This is a genomic window from Segetibacter sp. 3557_3 (assembly GCF_004354985.1).
Classification (GTDB): domain Bacteria; phylum Bacteroidota; class Bacteroidia; order Chitinophagales; family Chitinophagaceae; genus Segetibacter.
Genome location: NZ_SMSK01000013.1, coordinates 1 through 25,387 on the forward strand (window position 1 = coordinate 1; position 25,387 = coordinate 25,387).

The 25,387-nt window shown below is 46.0% G+C and carries 20 protein-coding genes; 10 read left to right on the top strand and 10 right to left on the bottom strand.

What is annotated here, in order from left to right; genetic code table 11:
* The first annotated feature begins 336 nt into the window (after positions 1-336).
* Both EXU57_RS17200 and EXU57_RS17205 read left to right on the top strand, forming a co-directional pair.
* Entirely contained in the window at positions 337-1,047 is a 711-nt protein-coding gene (locus EXU57_RS17200) for a TIGR02757 family protein (RefSeq protein WP_243745634.1), read from the top strand.
* Entirely contained in the window at positions 1,047-1,376 is a 330-nt protein-coding gene (locus EXU57_RS17205; RefSeq protein WP_133269482.1) for a hypothetical protein, read from the top strand. Before EXU57_RS17200 ends, EXU57_RS17205 begins: the two co-directional genes overlap by 1 nt.
* 139 nt (positions 1,377-1,515) lie before the next feature.
* Here the strand turns inward: EXU57_RS17205 and EXU57_RS17210 are convergent, their stop codons facing one another.
* Entirely contained in the window at positions 1,516-4,101 is a 2,586-nt protein-coding gene (locus EXU57_RS17210) for a glycoside hydrolase family 9 protein (protein ID WP_133269483.1), read from the bottom strand.
* 424 nt (positions 4,102-4,525) lie between these two features.
* Here EXU57_RS17210 and EXU57_RS17215 point away from each other — a divergent pair, with 424 nt between their 5' ends.
* The 3 genes from EXU57_RS17215 to EXU57_RS17225 all read left to right on the top strand — a co-directional run bounded on the left by EXU57_RS17215 (position 4,526) and on the right by EXU57_RS17225 (position 6,982).
* The gene (locus tag EXU57_RS17215; RefSeq protein ID WP_133269484.1) at positions 4,526-5,533 is read left to right on the top strand and encodes a fumarylacetoacetate hydrolase family protein; all 1,008 of its coding nucleotides are present in this window, start codon (positions 4,526-4,528) and stop codon (positions 5,531-5,533) included.
* A gap of 124 nt (positions 5,534-5,657) precedes the next feature.
* Positions 5,658-6,056, top strand: a complete 399-nt coding sequence (locus EXU57_RS17220; protein WP_133269485.1) for a four helix bundle protein — start codon at positions 5,658-5,660, stop codon at positions 6,054-6,056.
* Between the two features lie 47 nt (positions 6,057-6,103).
* Positions 6,104-6,982 carry a flavin reductase family protein gene (locus EXU57_RS17225; protein WP_133269486.1) on the top strand — a complete coding sequence of 293 codons (879 nt, stop codon included), beginning with the start codon at positions 6,104-6,106 and terminating at the stop codon, positions 6,980-6,982.
* 396 nt (positions 6,983-7,378) lie between these two features.
* Here EXU57_RS17225 and EXU57_RS17230 read toward each other — a convergent pair whose 3' ends face one another.
* Positions 7,379-7,648, bottom strand: coding sequence for a DUF1456 family protein (locus EXU57_RS17230; protein WP_133269487.1), 270 nt, complete (start codon positions 7,646-7,648; stop codon positions 7,379-7,381).
* 473 nt (positions 7,649-8,121) lie between these two features.
* On the opposite strand from EXU57_RS17230, the gene EXU57_RS17235 reads away from it, so the two are divergent.
* Both EXU57_RS17235 and EXU57_RS17240 read left to right on the top strand, forming a co-directional pair.
* A complete protein-coding gene (locus EXU57_RS17235) occupies positions 8,122-8,649 on the top strand; it encodes a Crp/Fnr family transcriptional regulator (protein WP_165958186.1) in 528 nt (175 codons plus the stop codon).
* A 404-nt stretch (positions 8,650-9,053) separates the two neighbouring features.
* Positions 9,054-11,696 carry a TonB-dependent receptor gene (locus tag EXU57_RS17240; RefSeq protein WP_133269489.1) on the top strand — a complete coding sequence of 881 codons (2,643 nt, stop codon included), beginning with the start codon at positions 9,054-9,056 and terminating at the stop codon, positions 11,694-11,696.
* A 311-nt stretch (positions 11,697-12,007) separates the two neighbouring features.
* Here EXU57_RS17240 and EXU57_RS17245 read toward each other — a convergent pair whose 3' ends face one another.
* Positions 12,008-14,440 (bottom strand): TonB-dependent receptor, encoded by a 2,433-nt coding sequence (locus EXU57_RS17245; protein WP_133269490.1) that lies wholly within the window; start codon positions 14,438-14,440, stop codon positions 12,008-12,010.
* A 402-nt stretch (positions 14,441-14,842) separates the two neighbouring features.
* On the opposite strand from EXU57_RS17245, the gene lysS reads away from it, so the two are divergent.
* Positions 14,843-16,396 carry a lysine--tRNA ligase gene (gene lysS / locus EXU57_RS17250; RefSeq protein ID WP_133269491.1) on the top strand — a complete coding sequence of 518 codons (1,554 nt, stop codon included), beginning with the start codon at positions 14,843-14,845 and terminating at the stop codon, positions 16,394-16,396.
* 48 nt (positions 16,397-16,444) lie between these two features.
* Here the strand turns inward: lysS and EXU57_RS17255 are convergent, their stop codons facing one another.
* The 3 genes from EXU57_RS17255 to EXU57_RS17265 all read right to left on the bottom strand — a co-directional run bounded on the left by EXU57_RS17255 (position 16,445) and on the right by EXU57_RS17265 (position 18,478).
* On the bottom strand, positions 16,445-17,422 hold the full coding sequence (locus tag EXU57_RS17255) for an SPFH domain-containing protein (RefSeq protein ID WP_133269492.1): 978 nt from the start codon (positions 17,420-17,422) through the stop codon (positions 16,445-16,447).
* Positions 17,419-17,868 (bottom strand): NfeD family protein, encoded by a 450-nt coding sequence (locus tag EXU57_RS17260; RefSeq protein ID WP_165958187.1) that lies wholly within the window; start codon positions 17,866-17,868, stop codon positions 17,419-17,421. The genes EXU57_RS17255 and EXU57_RS17260 overlap by 4 nt, the downstream gene beginning before the upstream one ends.
* Positions 17,869-18,019: 151 nt before the next feature.
* Positions 18,020-18,478 (bottom strand): DUF6265 family protein, encoded by a 459-nt coding sequence (locus tag EXU57_RS17265; protein WP_133269494.1) that lies wholly within the window; start codon positions 18,476-18,478, stop codon positions 18,020-18,022.
* Positions 18,479-18,555: 77 nt separating this feature from the next.
* Between EXU57_RS17265 and EXU57_RS17270 the strand changes: the two genes are divergently transcribed.
* A complete protein-coding gene (locus EXU57_RS17270) occupies positions 18,556-19,428 on the top strand; it encodes a glycosyltransferase family 2 protein (RefSeq protein ID WP_133269495.1) in 873 nt (290 codons plus the stop codon).
* Positions 19,429-19,764: 336 nt separating this feature from the next.
* Here EXU57_RS17270 and EXU57_RS17275 read toward each other — a convergent pair whose 3' ends face one another.
* Entirely contained in the window at positions 19,765-20,580 is an 816-nt protein-coding gene (locus tag EXU57_RS17275; protein WP_133269496.1) for an SDR family oxidoreductase, read from the bottom strand.
* Positions 20,581-20,652: 72 nt separating this feature from the next.
* Between EXU57_RS17275 and EXU57_RS17280 the strand changes: the two genes are divergently transcribed.
* Positions 20,653-21,177: a Uma2 family endonuclease gene (locus EXU57_RS17280; RefSeq protein ID WP_133269497.1), complete on the top strand. Its 525-nt coding sequence runs from the start codon at positions 20,653-20,655 to the stop codon at positions 21,175-21,177.
* A 197-nt stretch (positions 21,178-21,374) separates the two neighbouring features.
* On the opposite strand, the gene EXU57_RS17285 is transcribed toward EXU57_RS17280, so the two are convergent.
* The 3 genes from EXU57_RS17285 to EXU57_RS17295 all read right to left on the bottom strand — a co-directional run bounded on the left by EXU57_RS17285 (position 21,375) and on the right by EXU57_RS17295 (position 25,292).
* Positions 21,375-22,898: a glycoside hydrolase family 32 protein gene (locus tag EXU57_RS17285; protein WP_133269498.1), complete on the bottom strand. Its 1,524-nt coding sequence runs from the start codon at positions 22,896-22,898 to the stop codon at positions 21,375-21,377.
* 481 nt (positions 22,899-23,379) lie between these two features.
* Complete coding sequence (locus EXU57_RS17290; RefSeq protein WP_133269499.1) at positions 23,380-24,759, bottom strand: sugar porter family MFS transporter; 1,380 nt, start codon at positions 24,757-24,759, stop codon at positions 23,380-23,382.
* 44 nt (positions 24,760-24,803) lie between these two features.
* Entirely contained in the window at positions 24,804-25,292 is a 489-nt protein-coding gene (locus EXU57_RS17295; protein WP_133269500.1) for a TlpA family protein disulfide reductase, read from the bottom strand.
* Positions 25,293-25,387 lie beyond the last annotated feature (95 nt).

Genomic DNA, 25,387 nt, shown 5'->3' on the forward strand with positions numbered 1-25,387 from the left:
GCTTTTTAACTTATCAACTTAGCACTAAAATGCTTAATATATAGAGGCGAAAACAACCAAAATATCATTTTCCTTTCAGTGGTGCAGCGTAATCTCATCATTGAAGAGTGCGACGCAACCGGAGCCTTATCGCCTTCCAAATGCCGGGTACCAAAATATGCTGAACTAAATGATTGGTTGCAGAGTGTATGATGTGGTGTCGTTTCCTCATGCGCTTGTTGTATAGCCTGGTCGCTGCAATTGGTCTTATCATTGGCGCATCATTACATTTGCAGGGTGAACAATTTAACGGAGTTCCTTAATCGGAAGGTGGGGGAGTATAACCAACTTTCCTTTGTGCAAGACGATCCGGTTTGCATTCCACATTCATTTACCAGTTTACAGGATATTGAGATATCGGGTCTTTTTGCCGCCATCTTTGCCTGGGGGAACCGCACAACGATCATCAATAAAAGCCGGGAGCTGTTGAGGCGAATGGACAATGCACCTTATGATTTTGTCCTGAACCATGAACCTTCAGATCTAAAGTCGTTGCTTGGTTTCAAACACCGGACGTTCAACGATACCGACCTGCTGTATTTCGTACATTTTCTCAACTACCATTACCAGCACAACCCCTCACTCGAGTCGGCGTTTACCCGTAACATCCGGCGTGATGATACGGATACCACCAACATGTTAAACGGCTTTTACGCTTATTTTTTTTCGTTGCCGGACGCGCCTCCACGGACACAAAAACATGTTGCTTCACCCGCTAAAAATTCAACCTGCAAAAGGTTGAGTATGTACCTGCGTTGGATGGTGCGTCGCGATAAGTGCGGGGTTGATTTCGGGCTATGGCGAAAGATAAAGCCATCGCAGCTGGTTTGCCCAATCGATATACATGTTGCCCGGGTAGCAACCCGGTTTGGGTTGCTGCAACGTAAGATGATCGACTGGCAGGCAGCCCTTGAACTAACCACAGAACTGCGTAAATTAGACCGTAACGATCCTGTTAGGTACGACTTCGCATTGTTTGCCCTGGGAGTCGTTGAAAAATTCAGCTGATGAACACAAACGACCTGCACGAAGCAGCAGCAGCACTACACGGAATGGAGCTGGTAAAAGTTGTTCATTACCCCTCGCATGATGTATTGTTGAAATTGCTTGAAGAGCGGGTGAACCTGTTGATTAACCACGACCTTCAACGACTGATACAGATACTCTACCGCATGGATGTTCCCGAAAAAGAACTTCGGCGAACACTCGACCGCACAAATGGAAGCAACGCCGCACTTACGATTGCAACCATGATGCTCAACAGGGAACTGCAGATAATTGAAACCCGGAAACGCTATCGAAGCATGGATGATATTCCTGAAGAAGACAAGTGGTAATGAAAGCTTTGCTGACCTTTAGATTACTCCGAAACTGGAGTATTGAATATTAGTTGTCCGCGGTACTCCATTAATGAGCTAAAGAGATCACTCCCGTTGCAATGGGTTCGACGGGTAGGTATGGAGAGCTGTAACCCGGTTATCGTTGGCCGGCGTTGGCATTGTTTAACAGCGTTGGGATACTTACCAGCGAGTATCCGCGTCGTCGTAGTTCATCGATTAGTGCAGGTAAACGGTTGTAAAACTTGTCTGTCCGCCTGGGATCGGTTCCCGCGTGTAGCAAAAGGATAAATCCGTTTAAGCCGGCTGCAGCTTCCCGGTCAAGAATGGAACGATAAATATCGGCTGAACTTCTGTAGTTAGCCAGACCCGGCCACGTATAATCTGCATTGCTATTTGTACCACTGGTATAGTTGATCAGTTGTAATCCCATGCTTCTACTCCACGACGCTATGGTATCGTTATACCACTCAAATGGGGGCATGAAGTAGCTGATCCGCTGCTTTGTCAAACCGAGCTTTACCATTGCCCTAAGGTTGGCTTGCAGGTCGCTGGTAAATGAGTCTTTGGTCACGAGCAGTCGCTCCCGTTGTTGCCAGTCGCAATACAACAAGTGTTGGTCGCTGTGCGGACCGAGGTAATACCCGGCCTTAGCAAGGGCTGCTATTGAAGGCTTAAATACCGGGCTCCGGTAAAACCTGCCGGTAAAGAAAAACGAACCCGTCACCCCTTTTGTGGTCAGCGCCGATGTAATTGCCGGCAAGCCTTCCCCGTATTCATCTGCGGTAAAAACAAGTGCAATTTGTTTTTTGGCGGTGCTGCCGCGAACAATTGCACCACGTTCAGTTTGCATTGTTGAAGACCTGCCTGCGACTTTGCCCGGGTTAGCGTGATTAGGCGAGTTTTGGTGTGCTGCATGTTGCTTTGCAGCGAGCAAATAGATAAGTGATGCGGTACCATCCATGGTGGGTTCATTGGTGCTATAATCGCCATAATCGTCGTGGTACACGGCAAGATCACTTTGGAACTCCTCGTATTCATCAGCATCCTTGAGTGTAATCCCGATCAGGTTTTTGTATATGCTGGTATACACGGGTCCGTCAACCAACCCGCCGTTAATGGGGTAATTCTTCAGGTGGGTAAATGCGGAATGGGGATCTACAGGGGTATCGCCCTTTCCGGGTAATCCATATACCATGCTCGTGCCCCAAGGATTGCAACCAAACAACCAATCCACGTTTGCTTGTTCGAGTTCATCGAAAGCCCTATCGCCTGTAAGCCGGCGATACCAGGTGCACTGCAAGGCGAATGATACCGTAAGGTTATTACTGCACCAGATAAAAGGAATAGCCCGGTAAAATGCATTACGTTGAGCCTTGTTCCAAACCCGGTTGATACCTGCCCGGTAATACCCGATGATGGAATCCCTTTTTCTCAGCGGATCAGCCGGCGGTAATTGAGCAGCCAGTTCATAATGACCGGCATTTACAAAAGGGTACCATTGATAGTGGCGGGCAGTATCAGCGCCGAGCCATGGGGTGATCTTTTCTTGTTGTGCATAACCATAAGCAAGGGAGGTATAGTAGTTATTGTCGCCACTTGCAGGGGTGGTTGCAACCATATTGTGAAGTGCCGCAGTGGCCAGTTCCATATCATCTGTCCAGTTGGCTTCTTCGTAATAATACGGCGCCCTCCCCGGAGCTGTTTGCGTAACACCCAGCTTTTTGTTTGCGTATCCAAATGCGTCGAGGGCTTTGTGGTAGTAACCTTTTAAACCATCCTGTTTATAGAAACTACTGTCGGAATTGCAGAGGTACTGCCCGAGTGCGAAGGCGCTGGCAAACTTCGCAGCAGTTGAAGAAGTTCCTTTGCTCTGGTTTTTAAAGCGGAATAGTCCCTGGGGTTCACCAGTTGCAAAGTACACCGGTCGTTCAAAGCCTTTTCCATAGAAGCTATCTTCTTTTGGTATACGCATGCCCATATGGTCGCGATCGTCGCCGAGCTGGTTAAAAAGCCAGTCTTTGCGGGGGAACATTTTCAGAAGCCACTTTAACCCCCAGCTGCCTTCATCAAGTACGTCTGCAAGCCCGTTTGCGCCATCAAGTCCATTGGATTGTTTTGTGTCGCCAAACACTGCTTTATAGTCGCGGTAAGCCGCGAGCAGGTGCCATGTTGCATTTGCAGAGGTGGTTGAATATTGCAGGTAGTCGGATGCGTCGTGCCAGCCACCGCTGACATCAATGTGCGTGCTGTCGGGCATCGGACCGTACATGGTGTAGCCGTCGTGGGTATGACAACTGTCGTTCAAAAACGGGTTGAAGCCGCTGCGTTGCTGGCGCATATACTGCAGGCAAAAATCTGCAGTGCCATCATACACCGACTCGTCGATTGTAAATGTTGCCGACCGGGCTTTGCCGGCGGTGAGGTAATAGCTGCCCGGTTGTTTAATGGCCGAAAAATTGAGCCTGCAGGTATTTGTAAACGGTCCGTATGCACCGAATTGCTTTTCTACCCTTTGTTCGCTAACTACCTTGCCGCTGGTTGCATTAACGACCCTGAAAGTGGTGAGACTGGTATTTTCCTTGCTGCACCAAACGGCGACCTTTATGCCTGCCGGAGTATAACCGAGTTGGTTGATCCGTATCCATTGCAGGTGTTGCGCATGCGCGCTGTTGTAATAAAGCGATGTGAGCAGTAAGGCAAAGCAGGTAGCGAGTTTGTTCATATCGGTATGGATGTACACTAAAAATAATGGGAAGTTATGAATGCAGGGTTGTGATTTATGTATGCGGAAGGTAGAAGTTGAATGCTAAACGACATTGAATGCTGAATGTGAATAGCCGCGCATTGAGCGTTATGAATGCAGAATTAAGAGTTTTAAGTTGGGGGTTATGTTGGATGTTGTATGTTGTATGGGTCCTCTTGTCATCCGGTATTCATGAGATAAAAGGCGTGAAATGTAGACGTGTTTGTTAGATAGGGGCATCGTCAACTACCGATTAAGATGATTGAACATATCAACCGATCAATCTTTCAACTTGTCAACTGATAAGCCCTTAACACATCAAGTTATTAACCTGTCAACCTGATCAATCTACCCGACAAAACTCATCCGGCTTATTCTATCTTCGCCACTAAATGACTGCCTTATGAAACTGGTTACCTACCTGCGCGACGGAAATGAACAACTTGCTTTTTGCCACGAAGACTACCTGTTTGATCTCGACCTGTTGCACCCTGACCTGCCCAACACCATGGGTATGTTGCTGCCGTATTGGGATGACCTTTTTCCGGTATTGCAGCAATGTGATACCGCCTTGCTTGACGGTCGCATCGGTCGGGAAAGGGGTATCTCACTTGAATCGGCGACTGTTTTGGCACCCGTGCCTTTTCCCACGAGCTGCAGGGATGGCTATGCTTTTCGGCAACACGTTGCTGCTGCGCGCCGCAATCGAAAGGTTGAGATGATACCCGAATTTGACCAGTTTCCGACTTTTTACTTTACCAATCACCACAGCATACAGGGCCCTGGTGAGGTCTTGCTAATGCCGGATCATTTTGAAAAACTCGACTTCGAACTGGAGTGCGCAATTCTGATCAGCAAAACCGGCCGGAACATTCCTGCGGAACAAGCCGATGACTATATTGCCGGATTGATGATTATGAACGACCTGAGTGCACGTCGCCTGCAGATGGAAGAAATGCTGCTTAACCTGGGCCCCGCGAAAGGAAAGGACTTTGCCACGGTAATTGGTCCCTGGCTGGTTACCCTTGATGAACTTGAACACCTGGAGATACCCGCGAAAGAAGGTCATATTGGTAAAAGCTGGAACATGAAAATGACCTGCAAAGTAAACGGCATACCGGTAAGCGAGGGTAACCTCGGCGATATGGACTGGACATTTGCAGAGATCATTGAACGGTGCTCCTATGGTGTTACCCTGCATGCCGGCGACGTAATCGGCAGCGGTACCGTTGGCACCGGATGTTTCCTTGAGCTCAATGGCACCGGCAAGCTCAACGATCCCGATTACCCCGAGCAATGGCTGCAACCCGGCGATGTGGTAGAGATGGAGATCGATGGTCTCGGCACACTAAGTAATACGATGGTGCAGGAGGATACCGGTTGGTCGATACTTAAGCGGAAGCATAAATGAGCTAATTCCGGATTGCCGGATGCCGGATTGTTGGACCAAATGAATGGGAACCCCGGTTTAATACTTTAACGCGAAGGCTATAAACTATAGAAGATCCTTTGTATATTATGGGTATACATTAGCGATGCCCAAATACCGATCTTTTACGGAATTACCCCTCTGGAATGAGGCTGTAAATTTTGCAGCAGAAATCTATTTGTTTTGTGAGACAGGTAAACTCAAAACGGATTTTAGAATGAAGGACCAACTTCGGGGTGCGGCAGCTTCCATCTCCAATAATATAGCTGAAGGTTTTGAATATGGTAACAGGAAGAACTTCATTCGCTTTCTTACTTACGCGAAAGGTTCAGCAGGAGAGGTTTACAATCAACTGACTATTCTTTATCGTGCCGGTATGATTGAACAACCAGACTACCTACACTTTTCCGGGAAGGCTCTGACTTTTGGTAAACAGATTGGAGGATTCATCAAGTACCTTAATGCTTCTCTTCAAGGCACGATGGATAGCAACAATACTTTCTGAAATGTAAATCCGCCATACGCAAATCCGTAATCCGCTAATCAGTATCTATGCTAATCGATCTATCCACCCTCTCCCTGCTGGAACGGCAGCATTGGCTGCAACATGCTATTGCGCCGAGGCCGATCTGTTTTGCGGCAACCATCGATTCTGAGGGCTTTGTTAACCTGAGCCCGTTTAGTTTCTACAACCTGTTCTCCATTAACCCGCCGGTAGTGGTGTTTAGTCCGTCGAGGAGGGTTCGCGATAACACCACCAAACATACACTCGATAACCTCGTGGACGTACCGGAAGTAACCATTAGCGTCGTGGATTATGAGATGGTACAACAGGTGAGTTTGTCAAGCTGTGAGTTTGCAAAAGAAGACAATGAATTTATTAAGGCCGGCTTTACGATAGAAACGTCAACCCTTGTGAGACCGCCGATGGTAAAGGAAGCGAAGATTAAATTTGAGTGCCGGGTATTGGAAATAAAAAGCCTTGGTACTAATGGTGGAGCGGGCCAGCTGGTAATTGCAGAGATCCTGCGTATGCATGTGGATGAGCGGGTACTGGGGGCAGATGGAAAAATCGATCAGCGAAAGATCAGTCACGTAGCAAGGCTGGGTGGCGACTGGTATTGCAGGGTAGATGAGTCGAACCTTTTTTTGGTAGCCAAACCAAATACAAAGCTGGGCATTGGCGTAGACGCCTTACCTGAGCACATTCGAAACAGTACGATACTCACCGGCAACGACCTTGGGCAACTGGCGAACGTTTACGAACAGCCTGCAGTATTGGCATCGTATGAAGATGAACGGGTTAAGTCAATCTTCCAATACTATTCGCTTACTCCGGATGAGATGGAAGTTGAATTACACCGATATGCAAAAGAGTTGCTGCGCCAAAACAGGGTTGATGAAGCCTGGCAGGTGTTGTTAACCCTATAGTAAACGATGGTTAAAATCGCTCCTACAGGGATTCCTTCTGCGTCGGGATGACAAGACCACTGCTTCCCACAAACCACATCATTCAGCATCTATCATATAACATTCAACATAATCTGTCGCGTCTCATCTCTCATCGTTCATCTCTCATCGCCCCACCGGGATCCCTCGTGCCGCGGGATGAGAACACAATCATCGCTTCCCACAAACCACATCATTCAACATCTAACATATAACATTCAACATAATCTGTCGCGTCTCATCTCTCATCGTTCATCTCTCATCGCTCCCAACGGGATCCCTCGTGCCTCGGGATGACAAGACAATCATTTCTTCCTCCCAACTCCATCATTCAACATCTAACATACAACATTCAACATAATCTGTACCTGCCCCCGGTTATTTGTTCTTTCCGCCGCCCTTGTTATCTGGTTTGTCCTTCTCTTCTCCCGGTACACCCCTTTTGTAAATGATGAGGCCATTTAAGAAGTTGCGTAAGATCTGGTCTCCCGCTTCTACATAGCCCGGATGATCTTCGTGCCTGAACAAGTCACCCAGCGCCACTTTGGTAATCTTAAAATCAACCAACGAAAGTATATGGATCATGTCTTCATCACGTAGGGAGAGCGCGATACGGATCTTTTTAAGAATGTCGTTATTGCTGAGCATAGGCAAATATATGTTGATTAAATGGCAGCACTAAATGAAGAGACCTGCAATATCAATCTTGCTTACATGAGTTTTGATAGCCGTTAGGTGCATTTAGGAAGTGCTGATTGTCGTGGTGTCAGGCAGTAATTTCCTGGCAACATGGCCTTGCATTAGGTGAATGTAGACTTCAATTTCTTTGTATATTTAAATAGAAACATTTTTCGCCATCCCGCACCTCAATTAGCGAGGGATTCCATATTCTACAGAAAAGCAATAGCAACATGCCATCGTAAAAGGCCATGGAAGATTCAGGTATTTAACCAGGCGCTACCGGCAACCTTTTGAAGGCTAATGATACTGACGATTGTAGAAATGATCTTCCTGTTTTATTCTGCCATCTTTCAGTGTTGTTCCCGTATCGTGTAGTTGCAACCTTTAAAAACATTAGTATGCTCGAACCGTTAATAACGTTTTGTAATAACATCTGTCCGATGTCTGAAAAGCTGATCGAAGACATTCAGCATTATGCGAGTCTAAGAACTTATAAGAAGGACCAGATGATCTTGAAAGAAGGTGTAGTGGCAAACTACACATCCTGGATTTTAAAAGGTGCAGTAAGAAGTTATTACCTTAAAGATGGTGAAGAGATTACCACGAAATTCTTACAGGAAGGTTCTCATATTACTTCCATTTACAGTTATTACAGCCGCCGACCCGGAATAGAAAACGTTATTGCCCTGGAAGATGTAACGCTCGCCTGTTTTCATTATGATCAGATGCAACTAATGTATAAAACCTATCCCGAGTTCAATGTTATCGGCCGGATCGTTACAGAAAAGTACCTGTACTTCCTCGAGATCGAATTGTTTAACCTGCGTAAAACAAAAGCAGAAGAACGCTACCGTTTTTTTGTAAAGCACTTTCCGCAACTCCTCCAAAGAGCACCCTTGAAGCACATTGCAACCTATCTTGGAATGAACCTTGAAACGTTGAGCCGGATCCGCTCAAATAAAAAGTAATTTGTGTAGAAACCCCACTTATTGAAATATCGGTTTTCCCATTAATTTGACAATTGTCAACCGCAATCAACCTGAAGTGTCGTTACTTAGGAAGCAATAAGGACAGTTACTACCATCAACAGCTAATACCAAACTGCAAATTCAGACCGGCACTGACCTAAATGGGAAGTGCTTGTTCGTGTAAGTGCCGGGCAAATTACCAATGCAAAGCGAATAGCTGTTTCCGCCGTTTACATGGTTCTGGCATCTGAGGCGCTTAGATCCCTACCATTGAAAAGAGCAAATGATTCATTGTTGAAATGATCGGGAAGATGAACTCATTTGAAGCGGATCGATAGCGCCCGGTGCACCTTATACAAAGTAGCAGACTTTGTCCTGACTATTTAACCCTAAACCCAACCGATATGAAAAAGATCATGCTTGCCTTAAGTTCCTGCTTTCTGCTTATTATCGCCAACGCCCAAAAACAAACCATATCGGGCCGCATTACAGATGACGATGGGCAGAGCCTTCCTTCCACCTCGGTAATTGTTAAGTCTACCCGGCAGGGAACCTATACGGATAATAACGGCCGGTTTAAATTAACCGGGATCAATAGTTTGCCCGTTACGCTAATGATCACTTCTCTTGGCTATGTTACGCATGAAGAAGAGGTAAACAATACCGGTGAGCTCCTCATTAAATTAAAGCCTTATATCGGTATAGAACCACCCGTTGTATTGGCTTCGAAAAGAGTCCCAACAAAAATTTTGGAGTCACCCGTTTCGATTGAACGAATGGGAGTAGCTGTGCTGGAGGCTACTCCGTCTGTAAGCCCTTACGATGCAATTGCCAATCTCAAAGGGGTTGATTTTACCACCTCGAGTTTTACATTTAAGACCCCGTCCACCCGCGGGTTCAACGGCAGCGGAAGCGCCCGGGTAAATCAACTGCTGGACGGTATGGACAACCAGGCACCCGGGTTAAACTTTTCGGTCGGCAACTTCGTTAGTGCAACACAATTGGATGTAGACAATATCGAGTTATTACCCGGGGCTTCTTCCGCCCTCTACGGACCTGGTGGTATGAACGGAACGATTTTAATCAATAGCAAGAATCCTTTTGTTTACCAGGGTTTGTCTGTCTTGTTGAAACAGGGTATTATGAACGTGGATAAACGCCAGCGACCAGATATCACCGGTTTTAATGACTGGTCGATCCGTTGGGCGAAAGTATTGGGCAGCCGCTTTGCCTTTAAGATAGGTGTGCAGTATATTAAAGCCAAAGACTGGCTTGCAACCGACAGCTCCAACTATGGACGCATCGGTGACGCGGGTGGGGTAATTGCTGGTAGCCGCAATACCGATCCAAACTATGATGGGGTAAACGTTTACGGTGACGAAACAACTGTTGACATTAAGCCCTTTATACCGGCAATGTACCAATCGTTTTTTCCACAGCAATCAATTAATGTGTCAAGAACCGGTTATGCCGAAAGGGATATCATAGACCCGGTAACAAAGAACCTGAAACTCAGTGGAGCGATTCACTACAAAGTAACCCCTAACATTGAAGCTTCCCTTTCAGGCTTTTACGGCACGGGCAATTCAGTATATACCGGCAGCGACCGGTATTCACTAAATGGCATTAAGATAGGCCAGTATAAGCTTGAACTGCGAAGTGCCAACTGGTTTGTTCGTGGCTACACCACCCAGGAGAATGCCGGCCAATCTTACGCTTCAACAACCCTCACCCGGCGCTTCAATGAGGAATGGAAGCCAAGCACCACATGGTATGGCCAGTACGTAAACCAGTTTGTCCAGGCAAGGCTTACCGGATCGGAGGAGAGGGTTGCGCACGAGCGCGCCAGGTCAACTGCTGATGCTGGCAGACCCGAACCAGGTTCTGCAGCATTTAACCAGGTGTTCGACAAATTGAAAGCTATCCCGATTTCGCAGGGAGGAGGATTATTTCTTGATCGAAGCGACTTGTGGATGGCAGAAGGACAATACAGTTTCAGCAAGTTAAAATTTGTAGAACTGGTTGCCGGCGCTAATTACAAACAATATGTGCTTAATTCGCAGGGAACCATTTTTATCGATACTGCGGGTAAGATTGGCATAAGCGAAGTTGGTGCATATGCACAAGCGACAAAGAAATTTTTGAACAACCGGCTGACACTCTCCGCTTCCGGCAGGATAGACAAAAACGAGAATTTCAAAGGCAAGATTACCCCGAGGTATACGGCTTTGGTGAAGGTCGCAGAAGACAATAACATCCGTGTTTCCTACCAGACTGCCTATCGCTTTCCTACTACACAGCAGCAATTAATAAAACTACAGGTTGGAAGCAATATTTACCTGCTTGGTGGTCTGCCCTGGATAAATACCTTGTTAATGCCAAAGGGACAAACTTCTTATGCGATACGGGAAGGAAAAGTCACAGCCGATCCTTATGTAGCCAAAGAATTCAAGCCGGAAACCTGTAATTCCTTTGAATTAGGTTACCGCGGTCTGATAGAGAAAAAGCTGCTGATTGATGTGTACGGCTACATAAGCAATTACAGGAATTTCATTGGCAGAAGTTCTTTTTATGAACCGCAGGCTAAAACAATTTACTCCATCGTGGTAAATAGTGAGAACAGGGTGAAAACAACAGGTTATGGTATTGGGTTGAATTATCTGCTGGCCAAAAACTTTACGGCCTCAACCAACTTTTACAGTGACCGGATCACAGATGTTCCAGGTGGCTTTATCGCGAATTTTAACACACCTAAATACCGTCTTAATCTTGGTTTATCAAACAATGGTTTTGGAAAAGATAAAAAGCTTGGATTTGCCGTGCAATACAAATGGCAGGATGCTTTCTTCTTCGAAAATGAATTTGGTAACGGTAACATCGATGCTTTTTCCACGCTAGACGCACAGGTAAGTTATAAGTGGTTAAAGAACAAATCTCAACTTCGTCTTGGTGGCACAAACATCTTAAATAAATATTACCGGAACGGCTTTGCAAACCCCGAAACTGGCGGTCTGTATTATTTAAGCGTTCGTTTTGATATTCTGTAAACGGCTCAAACGAGTTCGACTGTAAATGGTTAAGGGCTGTTCGCGCAAAGCCGAAGCGAGGCTCAGGCAATTTGGGAAGGTGCATCGGAAATGAGGGTTAGGTTACCCCCATCAATTTATGTATGAATATTGATGTCGTATAGTTAAGAGTTTTTTTGCACCCAGCTGAAGTATGCTAATTGAAAATCGATGCCCCGTTCAACTGGCGGAGCCCGGCGGGCAACTAAAGCTGCATCCAGGTACAACAGCCGGTAACCAAAAACAAATAGCCATGCATTCCTGCATGGCTATTGATATCTTCTTCATGTAGTTTATTTTCCTCCTTTGATCCTGTTTGCTTCGTTGTCGAGGCCGGTTTTTCGCTGCCGGGCACTGCTGATCTGGTTGCTTCCAAAGCGATAAGTAAAGTTTAAACGGATTGTCTGGCTTTCCCATGTTCCACCCAGTTTTGCGTACAACCCATTTGCATTTGTAATCCCGCCCCACCTTGCCGTACGAAATACATCGGTTACACTGAGCTTAACGGTTGCTTTTTTGTCCATGAACAACTTTTGTACACCGATGTCTGCAGCGCCCATGGCTTTAGCCCTGATTGTACCATCTAAACCTGGTCCGTTAAACCATCCACTAACTTCAGCAGTGTAGTCGTGTCCCAGCTTAAATGCGCTTTGAAAATAGCCGCCATAACCAAATACGCTCAGGTCAATTTTCTGATTGGTGAATTCACCGTCGAACTTTTGATAATTCCCATACACATTTACATATCCCGACCACCATTTTGCAAGTGGTAAAGAGGAGCCGACATTGAAAGAGTAGATCTTTTGACTCGCAAGGTTACGTTGCTGCACATAGGTTGCATTTTTGTTTGCCGTATCGATAAACTGTGCGCGATAATCTTTCACATGACTGTAACCAACCGAAGATGTTATAAGACTCCTGAAGGTGTGCGACAATTCGATGTTGTTGGTGTATTGCGGTTTCAGGAAGGCGTTGCCTTTTTCAAATGTCAGCTCATCAAGTTTATTTTCAAAAGGGTTCAGGTCCTGGTAAGACGGCCGGTCGATCCGGCGGCTGAAGGTGATGTTCAGCGTGTTTTTGCTATTGACATTATAAGTAAGTGCGCCACTTGGAAACAGGTTGAAGTAATGTCGCTTGATGTTATTGTCATCCTGTACCACATTGTCGTCCCGTTTAAGAACCCCTTCGCTGTTGGTTTGCTCAGCGCGAAGGCCTGCCTGTAAACTAAACTTTTTACCCAGGCTCCGATTGAAGTTCACATACGCGGCATTTACATTTTCGATGTATTTAAAGCGGTTACTTCTTTGAAGGTCTTTCACCGGTGTTCCACTACGATCGGTAAACAGTTCGAAAGCGTTTTGTGTTTTTACATAAGACCCTTTGGCGCCATAACCCAGCTTTCCTTTCCACTTATTCATCTCAACGTCGGCCTTAATCGTATAAATGTCGATGTCGGTGGGCGTGTTGTTGCGGTTGATGACACTATACAGTATGTCGCCTTTGGCATCCCTGTAATGATTTGGTTGGTAGCTACGCCCCGTACCGCGAAATAGTCCATAGTCAGCGTCCACATTTATCTCTTTTCCGCTGGTATCGGCATAGCGATAATTGACATTACTGTTGAAATTCACGCGGTTCCCATTTACGCTGTTTGTTGCATCAAGTGTTTTTACAAATTGTTTTGATGTTGCATCCGAAACGGATGTACGGCTATCGTTCGCCCAATCACTTGAAGATATATTGCCGTTAACGATAAAGCCAATCGTATTCCTGCTGTTGATGAAATAGTCGGCACCAGCTTTTGCATTGTAATTTTTGTTATTGCTGACGCTCTTGCTTTTTTGGTCGAAAAGGGTATCGCTTTGGATGCGATAAAGATCAATGGTATTCTGGTAGTTCCCAATGTTGGTTCCGACATTGCCGAAAAGATTAACCAGTTTATCGCGATAGTTCAGGTTAAAACTTCCGTTGCCTTTAGGGGTAACGCCTTGCACCAGGCCGGCGTTTACCGAGCCATTGGTACCATATTTTTTGTTCTTCTTAAGCCTGATGTTTACGATACCGGCATTACCACTTGCATCATATTTTGCACTTGGGTTGCTGATCATTTCAATTGCTTCGATATCGTTGCTGTTTATGCTCCGCAGGTAGGCAGCCAGGTCTTTTACATCAAGTTGACTTGGCTTGCCATCGATGTAGATTCTTACCCCGTTTTTACCTTTCATGCTGATGTTGTCATTATTGTCTACACGCATTCCCGGGCTTTTCTGCAACAACTCCAGCGCATTACTTCCTGTGGCATTGATACTGCCCTCAACATTAAAAATTGTTTTATCGGCCTTTATCTCAATCATGGGTTTTCGTGCTGTAACACTTACGTCGTTCAATATGCGGGTTGCAGTCTGCAGGCTAACATCGGTAGTTCGATCTGCTTCAAGCTTAAACTGGGAGGTGTAATTGTTTTCGTAGCCAACCATGGTGAACAAAAGCAGGTAAGCCTGTTCGGCAGCTGCGGAAAGTTCGTACCGGCCGTTTTCGTTGCTGACCTCTGCTTTAACGATACTGCTGTCCTTCGCCCGGAGAAGTGATACGGAAGCCTGCCGTAATGGATTGCCCTGTTGATCCTTAACGGTTCCTGTAATAACAAAATTCGACTGGGCTACAACACCGGTGATGGCGAGTAAACTCATTGAGATGTAAAACAGCAGGGTGTAAAATCTTTGCATGATCTTTTCGATTTACTGAATGGAACGGTGGTGGTTTTATTAAGTTACTGGTTACCCGTTTTATGTGATGAGTGGTGCCTGATACCTGTAAGTGGACTTATCTGATTGTTTCCTGCGTTCCGCTAACTACTTGTGTTGTTTGCTGCCGGTTGATGTCCGTTTTTTATGCTAACAAAAGTAGCAGCGGGAGAATCCATGGGCAACGACATAAACATGTAGTTTAGGGAGGGTAAAGCTTGAATCATGTGGTAAATATGTGATTGCAGTTGACTGACGGCTTGCTTACGCCTTTGAAAGCGCCATCTGCTAACCGCGGGGGAAAGGATCAATCATTGAACTTTGCCCCCGTTTTCAGGGTCGGAACCGTTAATTTTGCCCGTCTTTTTAAATGAACGCTACATTATGATTCAACAATTGTCAGAGCAGGAACAAATCCGGCGTGATAAACTCGCCGAACTGCAAAAGCTTGGAATAGACCCATTTCCTGCTCCATTATACCCGGTCAATATGACCGCTGTTCAGATAAAAGAAACCTACAAGGGTGAAGAGAATAAGGCTGAGTTTACCGATGTATGTATCGCCGGAAGGCTGATGAGCATTCGTGATATGGGTAAGGCTGCCTTTGCTGTACTGCAGGATGGAACAGGAAGAATTCAAGTATATGTAAAGCGTGACGAGATCTGCAAGGGCGACGACAAAACGATGTACGACCAGGTCTGGAAAAAGCTGCTGGATATGGGGGACATCATTGGGGTAAAAGGCTATGTGTTCACCACAAAAACGGGTGAAACTTCCATTCACGTAAGCGAATTTACCTTGCTCACAAAGTCGCTGAAACCGTTGCCGGTTGTGAAAGAGGCTGAGGGACAGACTTACGATGCGGTTACTGATCCCGAATTTAGGTACCGCCAGCGATATGCCGATCTCGTGGTCAACCCGCAGGTGAAAGAAGTATTTATCAAACGTACTAAACTCATCAACGCTATCCGTGAGTTCTTAAATGAGCATGGTGCTTTGGAAGTGGATACCCCCGTTTTGCAGAGTATTCCCGGCGGTGCGGCTGCCAAACCGTTTATTACCCACCACAATGCGCTGGATGTTCCGTTTTATATGCGGATTGCAAATGAATTGTTTCTGAAGCGCCTGATCGTTGGTGGCTTCGACTGGGTGTATGAATTCAGCCGCAATTTTAGAAATGAAGGTATGGACCGCACCCACAATCCTGAGTTTACCGTGCTGGAATTTTATACTGCCTACAAAGACTACGAGTGGATGATGAAGATTACGGAACAACTTATGGAGCGTGTTGCCATCGCAACGAATGGCACCACTAAAGTGACCGTGGGACAGCAGGAGATAGACTTCAAAGCTCCGTACAAGCGCATTAGTATACACGATGCCATACAACTGGCCATCGGCACTGATGTTCGCGATATGGATGAGGACCAGCTTCGTGAAGTGTGCCGCCAGCAACACATTCATGTGGAACCAAGCATGGGGAAAGGCAAACTGATTGATGAATTGTTTAGCGAAAAATGCGAGGCCGGTTTCGTGCAGCCCACATTTATAATCGACTACCCGGTTGAAATGAGCCCCCTCACCAAAAAGCACCGCAGTAAGCCAGGTGTAGTGGAGCGTTTTGAATTAATGGTAAATGGAAAGGAGATTGCCAATGCCTACAGCGAATTGAACGACCCGATTGAACAACGCGAACGTTTCGAGGACCAGGCAAAGCTGATGGAAAGGGGCGATGATGAAGCCATGTTTATCGACTATGACTTTTTGCGTGCACTGGAATATGGTATGCCTCCAACCTCCGGCATAGGTATCGGTATCGACCGGCTTTGTATGCTGATGACCAACCAACCTTCAATACAGGATGTGCTCCTGTTTCCACAAATGAGGCCCGAAAAGCTTGAGGATCCGGAAGTTAAAAAAGAAGAAACTACCGGATAATAAAAAAGCTCCCCTGCACAACACAGGGGAGCTTTTTACTAGTAAAAACTATCTCGCTCCTGTTCCCAGCGATTTTGAACCCGACAGTGTGGGTACTATAGTTGGATCAACCTTCGATTTGTTTAGTACCGACGTAATACTGGAAATCACCCCTGCGATGTCGGAAAGATCCGCTGGAACGATCATCGTATTATTGGTTTTCGCCAGCTTGCCAAACTCAGAAAGGTATTGTTCTGCTATCCGTAAGTTTACTGCATTCATTCCACCGTCCTCGTTAATCGACTTTGCAATTTCACGGATACCCTTTGCTGTTGCTATGGCAACCAGTTCGATCTCTGAAGCGGTACCTGTTGCCTCGTTGATCCGGCGTTGCTTTTCGCCTTCTGAACGTGCGATGGTTTCCTGCTTTTCACCTTCCGCGCGGTTGATCTTTGCCTGTTTATCACCCTCCGATTCTGCAATCAGTGCACGCTTTTCGCGTTCAGCACGCATCTGTTTTTCCATCGCATCCCTGATACTTTGTGGCGGCGAAATATTTTTAACCTCGTAACGTGAAACTTTGATTCCCCATGGCCCGCTGGCTTTGTCAACCGCTTCCACAATGCTACCGTTAACCGTTTCGCGTTCTTCAAAGGTCTTGTCAAGCTCCATCTTGCCAATTATGCTACGCATGGTGGTCTGCGAAATTTGTACCACGGCAAACTTGTAATTGTCGATGCCATAAGAGGCTTTTTGCGGATCAATCACCTGCAGGTAAAGAATCCCGTCAACCTCAACCGCGATATTGTCCCGGGTAATACATATTTGTGAGGCTACATCAATCGCCTGTTCCTTCAGGTTTTGTTTATAAGCAATCTTATCGATAAAAGGTATCAGGATGTGGAAACCTGCATCAAGGGTTCTGCTGTATTTACCAAGCCTTTCCACGATAAACACCGAGCGTTGCGGCACTACTTTAAACGTGGATAGAAAAGCGACCAGCAAAAGCAGGATCAACAGGATGAGCATAATAGTAGCTGCCGTCATAATAGGGTTTTGGTTGATTTTACAATTAATAAGATACTGTCGTTACCGACAATGGTTACATTTTCTCCTTTCTGTATCACATCTTCAGAACGGGCGTTCCAACTAGTGCCTTTAAAATCCACTTTACCCGTTTCTCCGGGCAGGATGGCGGTTTCGGCTTTGCCAATTTTACCAAGAAACTCGTCTTCTATTTCGCTTGAAGGTTGCTTTGCCTGTAAAATTCGTTTCACCCATTTTCTAAACAACAATATGGTAAGAACAGAGGCGGAAAGAAATATAATCAATTGTGTGTTGATGGAAACATCCATAAACAAACTGAGAATGCCGACCGACCAGGCGCCGATGGCAAAAAAGAAAAGGATCAATCCGGGGATAACAAATTCGAGCAGGAAAAACGCGAACCCTATAATGAACCATATGACCGCCGCATTATAGAAGTTGTCCATGTACATTTTTAAAAGGTGAGAATTCCAAATATAACTTAAATGCACCTGGAATCATAGAACCCGCGGGGGTGGCGCAATGATTAACAGGAGCTTAATAGTTGTGTAAAACAACTAAAGGGGTTGGTAAATAGGCGTCCCGACGGGCGGGTGTTTACAAAACCCGGCTAAAAGCATAATCCCGGAACCGGAACTTTCTATTTCGGCTCCCTTCAATTCTCGCCGCGAGGCTGTCCGGGTTAACCAGTTCATAAATGATTCGCTGGGGGAAGTCGTGCCCTTTGTTTTCAAATACAAAACGCTTGTTGGTATTGCCAACCAGGGTAAAAGTAATGGGTTGCCGGTTGTTCTGGTTTTCTGTCGACGGTATATAGTACACACCCGATTGGTCGTGCTTCAGCACAATGGTTTCAAACAAGATGGTATCGGTGCCATTTAGCTTATAGCTGCGCCCCATCAATATACCGGCTGCCCCTGCCTTCCAGTTTTCATAAATCCATCCTTCAGGGGCCAACATTTTCCAGGTTCCCTTAAGTAAAGCAAGTTGGTTAAACGCAACCTGGGGTGCATTTTGAAAGCTGCACATAATAACGATTGACAAGACGTATCGCATAATAGCAGGTTTAATCGTTTGGACAATCCAATTACACTACAAGCTGCTTTGTTTAACTTGGCATCCTAAATCTCAGTATGAAAGTTAGTGGGTTCACCTTCATCCGCAACGCAATCAAATACGACTACCCGGTTGCTGAGGCGATCAGGAGCATACTGCCGATCTGCGATGAAGTGGTTGTAGCTGTTGGAAAAAGCGACGACGACACCCTGCTGCTGATAAAGGCAATTGACCCTAAAGTAAGGGTTATCGAAACCGTTTGGAACGATAGCCTGCAGGAGGGTGGAACCGTACTTGCCGACGAAACAAACAAGGCATTTAAGGCAGTTTCCAGCTCGAGTGACTGGTGTTTTTACATCCAGGGCGATGAGGCTATACACGAACAATACCTTCCTGTAGTGCTGGCAGCAATGAAGCAACACAAAAGCGATACACACGTTGACGGTCTGCTGTTTAAGTACTTACATTTCTATGGCAGCTACGACTATGTAGGCAACAGCGGAAAATGGTACCGCAACGAGATCAGGGTTATCAAAAATGATCCTTCCATTTACAGCTATCGCGATGCACAGGGCTTTCGCAAGGGCGACAATCAAAAACTGCAGGTGAAAGCTGTTGACGCTTACATCTATCATTATGGCTGGGTAAGGGAACCCTCTGCAATGCAGGGTAAGTGGAACAACTTCGGCCGGTATTGGAACGGCGACAACTGGACTGATGCTGCAGAACAGACTTATATGGGCGAGTTTGACTACAGCAAGGTTGATAGTCTGGAAAGATTTACCGGCTCTCATCCCGCAGTAATGCAACAGCGTATAAAGGCCATGAATTGGCGGTTCGACCGCGATCTTTCTTACAACAAACTCAAGCTTAAAGACCGGCTAAAAAATTTAATTGAGAAACTTACGGGCCAGCGGCCATTCGACTATAAAAATTATAAGATCATATAACTATGCCGCTGGCTGATAAAGCCTTTGGAACGGGATCAATGAGCATTCTATAGCCGTCATTTCAACCCGTCCAGGCCCTACGATATATTCGATGAGGGCGCCCCGAGGGTCGGGCTTTTCGCTACTACTCCGCCACGAGCTATGCCGCAAGGCCTTCAGCGGGGTAGCCCCGTCCGACTGGCGCGGCCGGGCGGGCGCTTCAATCCCTGGCGCAGGATACCCGATAAGATAAAAAGCCCTGCAGATTGATCTCAGCTTCAATGCCAGGAAATGAGTTGTTTGAACCCCGGCTTTCGTTAAGAAATAGGTTAGACAAACAATACAGGAACATCTAGATCATACAAATAAATCCTGGTAGAGTTTGCCACCGGGAGTGACCGCATATTTGTCCAGGTTGGTAATTCCTTCTTCCGCAAGTACCGCTTCATCAATGTAAGTATTGCCGGTGCAGTCTGCAGCCGATCTCCGAAAAATATAATAGGCAGCATCTGCAATAATCTCCGGAATGCGGCTCATCTTCATCAACGTTTCGCCACCCAATAGGTTTTGTACGGCTGCGGTGGCAATGGTTGTTCGCGGCCATAGAGCATTTGCGGCAATGTTGTATTGCTTCAACTCGCCGGCCAGACCAAGTGCAATCATCGTCATATTGTACTTACTGATCGTGTATGCTACGTGTGGCGCAAACCATTTAAGGTCGAGGTTAAGCGGGGGTGACAAGGTAAGAATGTGGGCATTGCTGCTTTTTTTCAGGTGTGGTATGCAGGCTTTACTCATAAAGAAGGTCCCCCGCACATTGATATCATACATCAGGTCAAAGCGCTTCGGATCAGTTTTTTCAGTAGGAGAGAGGGAGATTGCGGAAGCGTTGTTTACCAGTATATCGATGCCCCCAAAAGTCTCCACCGTTTGTTGAACAGCTTCTTCAATCTGCTGTTCGTTACGAATGTCGAGCTGAATAGCAAGCGCTTTACCGCCTGCAGCTTCCATCTCCGCAGCAGCCGAATAAATCGTTCCGCCAAGTTTTGGGTTCTCTTCAATACTTTTTGCAGCAACGACAATATTAGCACCTTCGGCCGCTAAACGCAATCCAATCGCTTTGCCGATACCCCTGCTGGCACCGGTGATAAATACCGTTTTGTTTTGAAACATGGCAAAATCTTAAGCTTGTAATTTAACGGTAAAGCACCAGATGTTTCGCAGCTTTTTGTGTAATTTGTTGAAATGGAAACAGTGCTAAAACCACCTAGAACAGGGATGGAGGCATTTAAACTAATGCCTGAGGGAACGTTTTGCCAACTTATTGATAACGCACTAGTTATGTCGCCCGCACCTCTTGTACAACATGCCCGTGTTCAAAGTATTATTTTCAACCAGCTTTTTAACTACGTTAGCCAGGGGCAACCTGGAGAGGTATACGTTGCCCCGGTAGACGTTTATCTCGACGAAAAAAATGTGTACCAACCAGACATCTTTTTCATATCAAATGAGCAAAAGCATCAAATAAAAAAGAATGGCGTTTACTGCGCTCCTGACCTTGTCGTTGAAATTTTATCGGCTGACCGCCATTACGACCTGGTTGTAAAAAAGGCGGTATACGAAGATGCCGGTGTGAAAGAATATTGGGTTGTGGATCCTGAAACAAAGTGGTGTGAAGGGTTTGCTTTAAATAACGGAATATTTAACTCCGTAGGCCAGGGTACTGATTATTGCAACATTCGTTTGTTCAATTTGCACGTTCAATTTTGATGACTGTACATGAAGGTTTGAAAAAGTGATTAAACAGGTGCTTCGAACTTCAATCGCTGAATATTTTGACGCCTCACGCAGCTCCGTCTTTTAAAACAATATGCTAAACATAAAGAATATACTGATGGTAGCTATGGATCACAAAAATACCCGCTGACTAAAGCGGGTATTTTGTTAAGCGCGCATGTTGGAGTGGATTACCTCCAGATGCTTTTCAATGGTTGAAACTTTACGCTTTTCAGGTTAAACCGGGTTGGCGACTGGATATGGATATTTGTAAACGGGGTATTTGGAAAGAAGATTCCGGTCATTACAGAAAGCCCATTATCGGCGAATAATTCTACCGATGCATCGTCGATGATCAGGGTCACATCCAGGTTGGCTTGGGTAGTAATACGTGGCGCTATCAGGCGTTTTGCAAAGTCTTTCTCAAAATTAGTTTTACCTGCACTGGTGCGATCAAAATAATATTCATTTGCTTTTTTTTCGTACCCTACGACTATTTTCTCACCTGCATCATTCGACAAAACAACAGAGAAGTCGGCCATTTTAGCAGCCGAAAAACGCAACCGTGCAGGACCATTAAGCTTACCCGTTTTTGCAGTAAGGTGGTAATTGCCCGCATCAACATTCGTAAAGGTGAATGGTTTACCAGCAAGTTTTTCCAGCTCCGGCACAGGAGTGGAACGCAACATGTATTTGCCACCCACCTGTTCAACAGCGAGATCTCTCGGAACCGTCATGGCACTGCGCCATTTTTCGGTAGGTACCACGTTTGCATATTGCCAGTTGCTCATCCAACCGAGAAATATTTTTCGCTTACCTGTATTCGACCAGGTTACCCCGGCATAATTGTCGGGGCCGTAATCGATCCATCGTGTGTCCGTTTGAAAAGGCGTGAACGTTTTGCCATCAAATTGCCCGGTGAAGTATTGGGTGGCAGAACCGCCATTTGGTCCGCCGGGGTTAATGCTCACAAGAAGTACCCATACCTGCTTACCCTTGTATTCAAGCGGGAAAAGGTCGGGACATTCCCATACGCCGCCATGACCGCCGAAGTCCTTTCCAAATTCACTTTCTTTCGCCCAGTCTTTTAAGTTTGGTGAAGAGTAAAAGGTTATACGGTCCAGGGTAGCAAGGGTCATGATCCACTTTTTTGTGGGTTCATACCAACTCACCTTGGGATCGCGAAAATCTTTGATGCCGGGATTTTTCAGCACCGGGTTATCGGCGTACTTTGTCCAGGTAGTCCCATTGTCCAAACTATAGGCGATGCTTTGATTTTGGTAGTCGTTTTTGCCCGCCTTTTCACCCTTAGGCTCGTGGTGGGTAAAAATGGCCACCAGCGGTATTTTACCGTTGCGGCCAAATCCCGAGGTGTTGTTTAGGTCGACAACTGCGCTTCCTGAAAATATATAACCAAGGCTGTCAGGATAAAGTGCAACCGGCTGGTGTTGCCAATGAACCAGGTCTTTGGTCGTTGCATGTGCCCAATGCATCGGCCCCCAAACCGTGCTATCCGGGTAATACTGGTAAAACAGGTGGTAAGTGTTGTTGTAAAATACCATCCCGTTTGGATCGTTCATCCAATGGGCCTCGGGTGAAAAATGTATCTGCGGGCGATGCGTTTCGTTATAGGCGCCTGTTCGATGCTGGCTGTTTGCACCGGTGCTGATCAGCAACACTGCGAGGGAAACCAATTGTGTAAGTATCGTTTTCATTGATGTGGCTTGAATGGTCAGGAGATTGTTGCCCGGTGTATTTCCGGTGCTTAATGTGGATTACTCTTGCGAACGGATATGGCAGTATGCAAATTTTGATTCGCTGTTGTAGTCGCCATCGCAAGGAACGTTGATGAGTAATGGTTTTCGGTACAAGTGTGCGACGCAACGATGTATAATCGGGTCAATCCCGCCAGGCCCATAAAAAAACATCATTCTGTTGTCGCTCTATTTTATACTACCGTGTGGACACATCTTGTTTTCTGAAATCGGGAACACGGATGACACCGATTAAACGGATATAAGTGATTGCCGTTTGTTTGTTGATAATACCTTTTTTTAGTAACACCTTGATGCAGACGAAATACCAACTTAAAACATGAGGCTTAGAAGAATACTTCTATTTTCTATTGAAGAAATCTGTGCAAATCCGTTCAATCCATGTTTTCCGTGTGCCATTGTATTTGTGTACACACGGTAGCTATTTTATGCCCAGTTCCTTTTGAATTTGCTCCAGCGACCTTCCCTTTGTTTCGGGCATCACACGCCAGATAAAAATGAATGCAACGACCATCATCACGGCGTAAAATACAAATGAGTAAAACCCACCATTTGCGCTGCCTTCAACGATCATCGGAAAGGTCCATGAAATGATTGCAGCCATGATCCAATGTGTAAAACTACCCAATGAGCCGCCTTGCGAACGAACTGAATTCGGAAAGATCTCCGAAACAAATACCCACAGTACCGCACCTTGCGAAAAAGCAAAAAATGCGATATAACCCAACAGGTAAAAGAGAACATTTTTGCCAAGATTACCTGCACTGCTGAAGGCATGGGCAGTTAAACTCAGGAACAACACCAACCCGACACAGCCTACCATCAGGAGTGTTTTACGACCAAACTTATCAATGACTGTCATCGCCATGATTGTAAAAAAGAGGTTTGCGGCGCCGATGTACACCGGTTGCAGGTAGGCATCGGCTTTGTCGAAACCCGCCATTTCGAAAATGCGCGGGGCATAATAGAGTATGGCATTAATTCCCGATAGTTGGTTGAACATCGCGAGCAAAACCGCGTATAAAATAGGCTTGTTGTATTTGCCATTGAAGAGGCTTTCTTTGATACCCCCTTTCGATAATTCGTGCTCTTCGCGAATAAGCTCAAGCGCATTGGTTTCACCTGTTCTTGCAAACACCTTTTTGGCTTCATCATCGCGGTTGTTGAGCACCAGCCATCGTGGGCTCTCAGGGATAAAACGCAACAGCACGGCAAAGAGCGCAGCGGGGATTATCATAATGCCCAGCATCCAGCGCCATCCCGTTTCACCCATATCCACAAACAGGAAGTTGGTGAGGTAAGCGATAAAAATGCCGGCGACGATCATGAGTTGAAATGATCCGGCAAGGCGTCCCCTGATCTTTGCAGGTGCCACTTCAGCAATGTACATGGGGCCAACCACCGACGATGCGCCAACTGCAAGTCCGCCGATAAAACGAAAAGTGATAAATAGTATCCATACCGGTGTGAGTGCGCAGCCAATAGCAGATAGCAGGTAGAGAATAGCAATTACTGACAGCACCTTTTTGCGTCCATATTTTTGTGCCGGCATCCCCGCCACGATAGAACCGATAACGGTACCGATCAGGCTTGAGGCGACGGTAAAACCCTGCCACCCCGAACTCAGGTTCCATAGGGCCTGGATTGTTTTTTCGGCCCCGGAAATCACTGCGGTTTCGAAGCCAAAAAGAAAGCCACCCAGTGCGGCAATAAGGCTTATCCGGACAGCATAACCGGCAGCCCCGGACACATCCCCTGAACCTATGCCTGGGTCAATTGCTTTAGATGTTTCTACATACATGTGTTAGTGTTTATAATTTGATCCGAAAGGTTTCAGAAGCACGATTACAGGTGATTTAGTTTTTCAAACAAGTCGTTTATTTCAGGTTGATGCAAATACTTTTTAACAAGCTCGCCCTGCCTGGAATACAAGGCGGTAAATGGCATTTCAACTACACCGTAATAATTACGAACAAAGTAGGTAGTGCCTTCGGTGCCTACATAAAAGTTGCCATATTTTGCCAGGTTGTTCCGCTTTACGAAATCCGCAACGGTAGCCATTGGCAAATGCGTGATCATAGCGACTGATACTTTTTTTAAACCAGGTCCCCTTTTTAATAATTGTTTCACCAGGTGATCACAATGGTCGCATTCGGGTGAGAAATAGATGATCAAAACCGGCTTTCCTTGCGGGAGGTTTTCCGCTTTAAATATTTTGCCACCTGCCTGCACTATTCTGAAAGGTGGAACTTTTCCCGACTGGGCCATGGCTGCGGTAAACATCAAAATCAGTAACAACGGGGTAAATGAAAGCCGAAGCGCTTTTTGTGTCATTGCTTAAAGTTTTTCAGGTAAGTGGAAGATTAAGGGGGAGCGTAGAAACGCCCCCACCTTTATGCTTGCCTGTGAAAGATCAATACAAAGGCTTA